Annotated in this window: 6 protein-coding genes and 1 pseudogene; 4 read left to right on the plus strand and 3 right to left on the minus strand. The window is 41.6% G+C overall.

Annotated elements, in window-relative coordinates; genetic code table 11:
• Positions 1-16: 16 nt before the first annotated feature.
• The gene (locus N667_RS19645) at positions 17-151 is read left to right on the plus strand and encodes a zinc ribbon domain-containing protein (RefSeq protein WP_156936158.1); all 135 of its coding nucleotides are present in this window, start codon (positions 17-19) and stop codon (positions 149-151) included.
• Between the two features lie 184 nt (positions 152-335).
• Here the strand turns inward: N667_RS19645 and pdxK are convergent, their stop codons facing one another.
• Both pdxK and N667_RS18980 read right to left on the minus strand, forming a co-directional pair.
• The gene (gene pdxK / locus N667_RS0117305) at positions 336-1133 is read right to left on the minus strand and encodes a pyridoxine/pyridoxal/pyridoxamine kinase (protein WP_035099285.1); all 798 of its coding nucleotides are present in this window, start codon (positions 1131-1133) and stop codon (positions 336-338) included.
• Positions 1134-1586: 453 nt separating this feature from the next.
• Positions 1587-1931 carry an isochorismatase family protein gene (locus N667_RS18980; protein WP_332248981.1) on the minus strand — a complete coding sequence of 115 codons (345 nt, stop codon included), beginning with the start codon at positions 1929-1931 and terminating at the stop codon, positions 1587-1589.
• Positions 1932-2259: 328 nt separating this feature from the next.
• Here N667_RS18980 and N667_RS0117315 point away from each other — a divergent pair, with 328 nt between their 5' ends.
• On the plus strand, positions 2260-2730 hold the full coding sequence (locus tag N667_RS0117315) for an NUDIX hydrolase (protein WP_027410662.1): 471 nt from the start codon (positions 2260-2262) through the stop codon (positions 2728-2730).
• Between the two features lie 12 nt (positions 2731-2742).
• On the opposite strand, the gene N667_RS0117320 is transcribed toward N667_RS0117315, so the two are convergent.
• Positions 2743-3669, minus strand: a complete 927-nt coding sequence (locus N667_RS0117320) for a helix-turn-helix transcriptional regulator (protein WP_027410663.1) — start codon at positions 3667-3669, stop codon at positions 2743-2745.
• 137 nt (positions 3670-3806) lie between these two features.
• On the opposite strand from N667_RS0117320, the gene N667_RS0117325 reads away from it, so the two are divergent.
• Positions 3807-4250, plus strand: a complete 444-nt coding sequence (locus N667_RS0117325; RefSeq protein ID WP_027410664.1) for a VOC family protein — start codon at positions 3807-3809, stop codon at positions 4248-4250.
• A gap of 133 nt (positions 4251-4383) precedes the next feature.
• Positions 4384-4574, plus strand: a pseudogene (locus tag N667_RS19650) (RNA-guided endonuclease TnpB family protein); the annotation flags it as partial.

A 4574-nucleotide genomic window follows, 5' to 3' on the forward strand; every position in this document is an offset into this window, starting at 1 on the left:
AAAAGGTTCCCAACGAATCTTTGCCTGTTCTTGCGGGTACGAAGCACATCGAGACGTCCATGGCGCCCGCAACATTTTGAGCAAGGCGCTCCATCAAGAGATCGCTCCTTGGGATGTGCCAACGACGCTCACGTATCTACGGATTGCATAAGCAAGAAGTAGTAGATGGGTTGGACCGCCCCATCGGTGACAGACCGATGTTGCTTACTGAATCGGTCGAGAAGACTTCCGATACTCCTATCGAGCAGGAGAAGACCACCTTCTTCTGCGCTGAAGCTTCTTCGATCGAGTGGTAAGAAACTCCCACCTCTAAATGAAATGTAGGTGGGAGAGGTTCATAAACGACGATGAGCCGCATGCATCACCGGGCCGACAAAATCGTTAAGACGGAAGCCGTGACGCACAGCCTTGGAAATAAACTGCTTCGCCAATCCAACAGCATCTTCAACCGTACGGCCTTTTGCAAGCTCCGCCGTAACAGCAGCCGCATACGTACACCCTGCGCCATGATTAAACGTTGTATCTACTTTTTCCGCTTCAAACAGACGATATTCCTTTCCGTCATACAACAAATCAATCGCTTTTTCGTGCTGCAATTGCTTACCGCCTTTAATTAATACATATTTTGCGCCTTTTTCATAAATCACAGCAGCCGCCTCTTTCATATCGTCCAATGTTTTAATTGGCGCGCTTTTTGCGAGCTGGCTTGCTTCAAACAAGTTCGGCGTCACAACAAGAGCACGCTTTACAAGCACATCACGTAAAGCGTCGGCTGTTTCAGGATGAAGGACTTCATTTTCCCCTTTGCACACCATCACAGGATCAATGACGACCCGCTTCATATCGTGTTTGTCGATATAAGACGCCGCTAATTCGATCACATCGACGGAACCAAGCATCCCTGTTTTTAAGGCATCTATACCGACGGAAAACGCCGTTTTCAATTGAGATTCCAACACATCGAGGCCAATTGGAAACACTTGATGCTGCCAATTTTCCGGACTCATGGTCACAATCGTGGTAAGAGCCGTCATTCCGTATACATTGAGTTCTTGAAATGTTTTTAAGTCTGCTTGAATGCCAGCGCCGCCGCTTGTATCGGAGCCAGCGATCGTCAACGCTTTTTGCAACATATCCCGATTCCCCCTAATCCTAAAGAATGCAAATATACATGATTGTGAGCACTAGTGCAGTTATTTTCAAAACACTACAACAAGAATACTCTAGCCACATAAAAAACAACCTGTTTACGTGGGACATAGTTTATTATAAACGAAATCAAAGGTTACAGCCTATCAAAAAATTCCCCTCTATTTAATGAACCGAGCTCAAGCCAGCAAAGAAAAAAGCAACGAGTATAAGAAGATCTCCTAAACAATGCAGTTTTGTCCATTGGTTTAGAATAAGCGCACTTTCCTAACTACTTTACTTATAATCCATCGTCGAAGAAAGAGAAATAAGCGCCAATACTTTATTCGTTTCACCTGAATAAAAAACGCACGCTTAGAGTTATTTGCATTCTAACTCATAGCGTGCATTTTTTAATAGAATAAAATGTATAGTCACTCTACAATTTTCAGACGTAACTATTCAACAAGAAGATCAACCACTTCTTGGCTTGTTCGGATCTGGCCGATTCTCGGCAAGATGTATTGGCAAACATAATCATGTTCTTCCTTCGTTGAAGCTGTCATGACATCCTCTACAAAAATTTGCTTGTAGCCATGCTGGTATGCTTCGCGCGCTGTAGTGTCCACACCGCTGGAAGTCGAAATACCGCATAGGACAATCGTATCAATTCCGCGGCGGCGCAGTTGTAAGTCAAGTTCCGTACCATAAAACGCACCCCATTGTCTTTTCGTAACGACATGAACATTCGGAATATCAGCTAGTTCAGGCACTAAGCGGTCCCAGCCTTCCGGAAATGACACCGAATTGAAGCCTGCGTTTGTATTTGGTTTTAATACAAAGGATCAAAGGCATTCGCTATGCAACAGCTTTTGAACATCACTTGATCTTCACTTAACATCTATTATACCATTAGAAAATCTAGGAATATAAAAATCGGCTCCTCCTAAGCGGGTTAAACGAGTTGGGATGATTCTATAGTTTTTCTGTCTTGGCTACTTATCTTATATTCCTTCAATGATGATGTACTATATGATGAGGTTAGGGTTTTTACATTTCTATTTATCAATGCAATAACTGAAAAACGGAACCGATGTAACAATCATTTATGTAAATTAGGAGGGAAAATAGATGAATCATAAACTAAAAACAAAGGTTTTAGCTTATGTAGTAAGAAAAAACAATAAAGGTTGGGAGCTTTTAGTATTTGAGCACCAGGATATTCCCGAAGCAGGCATCCAAGTCCCTGGAGGAACAGTGGAATCCTACGATTGCGATTTATCTAGTGCTGTATTGCGAGAGCTTAAAGAAGAAGCAGGCATAGAGAATGCAACTGTGCTCACAGAAATTTTATCCGAGATATATTACCATAAGATTAAGAAAGAATTTCAAAAAAGACATTTCTTTATAGTTTTGACAGATATAAAAAAAGACAAATGGTCACATACCGTTCAATCATCGGGAGCGGATAAAGGGCTGCAGTTCAATTATTTTTGGAAAGAACTTAAATCTGTATCCTATTTGGCAGGTGACCAGCATATTGCAATTAGACATGTGATAGATTTTTTAGCAAATAGCGAACCTATGATAAAGCATACCTAGCTTCATGGTTATTCATAAATTATTGATCAAATCAATATAATAATCCCTCATATGCTTTTTTAATTCCGCTGGTTCGAGCACTTTTAACGACTTGCCAAAGCGGCTTAAGTAGCTGACAATAAAATTCAATTCATTTGGTTCATAAGTTCCTGTTAAATACGTATGCTCCCCTTCTTGAACCAGCCGCATGGAAGGATAATTCTCTGCTTGGAATATTTCCATCCCGCTAGAATCCAACAAACATTTGAATGGGATGGCCTTCGTGGAAGGCTGCCATAAAGCGTGGCTGTTTAACATCGTAACATCTTCAAGCTCTTTCAAAGGTTCTTTTTCTGTCACTTCCGCATGCAGGACTCGGTCGCAGCGAAAGACGCGGTATTCCCTTTTTTCCATATCAAAGCTTTGGCAATACCAATGCCCTTTCAATGCGTAAATGACTAACGGCTGGATGAATCGCACGGCATCGCGATAACGAATTTTCAAAACTTTATTTTCGATAATGGCTGTCATCATCGTTTCTAAACACGGACATTTGGTTAATTGCTTCGTTTGATAAAATACGACCCTATTTTTGATTCTTTTGATCTTCTCCTTTTGCTGATCGCTTAAAGCATCATTGAATTTCCTATGAATTGATTCATAGGTGACCTGAAACGGGAGATCCATAAACCCCTCCAATACTTGAAGCGAAATATAAAGAGCATACACTTCTTGGCTACTAAAAGATATGGGCGGTAATTTTACTTGATCTAGTAAATAATATCCACCATTCCGTCCATACTCTACATATATGGGCGCTCCCATTTCTTCTAACGATGCGATGTCGCGGAGAGCCGTCCTTTTTGAAATTTTAAATTCATCCATCAAGTCACTTAAAGTAAACCGCTTTTTTTGATTGATGAATTTTAACATCATATTCAATCTTTCTGCCTTTTTCATAAAAATCTCCTCTATCGGTGCCGGATTCTGTCACCTTTTTATTATATACTACAAAATGCACTGATCACTTAAATGGTGTAGGTTGCATGATTTATTGGCGGATCGACACAAATGAATGAAAAACAGGAGGGAACCGTATGAATTTTGAAGTGATTCCGTTTCTATCTTTAAACGGCCAGGCGGCGAATGCCATCGCATTTTACGAGAAGTATTTACATGCCAAGGTTTTGTTAAAAGTGACTTATAAGCAAATGAAAGAAATGGATCCTGCTTTTGAATATAGCGAGGGGCAAGATGAATATATTACACATTCGGTATTAGAAATCGGACAAAATAAAATCATGATCGCCGAAGAAGCGACCGATCCATCAAGACCATGGCAACTAGGAAATAGCTTTTCTTTATGCATACAATCGAAAGATCACACCACGATTCAACAGCTTTATGATGCCGTTACTGAGCATAAAGACGTTACCGTATTAGTGCCGCTTCAGGCGAACTCCTTCAGCTCTGGCTATGCCATTATCCGCGATCCATTTGGTGTTGTCATTCAGTTCGTTGTCACAAGACACGATTTTTAACACATTCACCGAGAAGTCTCCCACCTCTAAATGGAATGTAGGTGGGAGATGAATCGGGCGTTTTGGCTTTTCTAAACAGAACATATGTGCTATAATCGTCTTAGCCAAAATGCAGAGAAAGGGAGGAATGACGATGCTCCGCGGTCAAAAAGTCGCCTTTCGTGCCTCCAAGAGGGATCTCGAACGGCTATGGGCCTGCAACCGAGAGTCAGCCCGCGTCTGGAATGAGTGCCTCCGGCTCGCGAAAGAATACTTCCTTACAATACGGCCGCAGCGCAGCATCTCAAAAAGCGAACTGCAAAAGCACACGAAAGGCCGCTTCCA

The organism is Anoxybacillus tepidamans PS2, from assembly GCF_000620165.1.
GTDB lineage: Bacteria > Bacillota > Bacilli > Bacillales > Anoxybacillaceae > Anoxybacteroides > Anoxybacteroides tepidamans_A.

Bases quoted from the DNA above. Each gene is read 5' to 3' on its own strand.
- N667_RS0117315 (WP_027410662.1), top strand. From the start codon at position 2,260: ATGAATCATAAACTAAAAACAAAGGTTTTAGCTTATGTAGTAAGAAAA.
- N667_RS0117325 (WP_027410664.1), top strand. From the start codon at position 3,807: ATGAATTTTGAAGTGATTCCGTTTCTATCTTTAAACGGCCAGGCGGCG.
- pdxK (WP_035099285.1), bottom strand. From the start codon at position 1,133: ATGTTGCAAAAAGCGTTGACGATCGCTGGCTCCGATACAAGCGGCGGC.
- N667_RS0117320 (WP_027410663.1), bottom strand. From the start codon at position 3,669: ATGAAAAAGGCAGAAAGATTGAATATGATGTTAAAATTCATCAATCAA.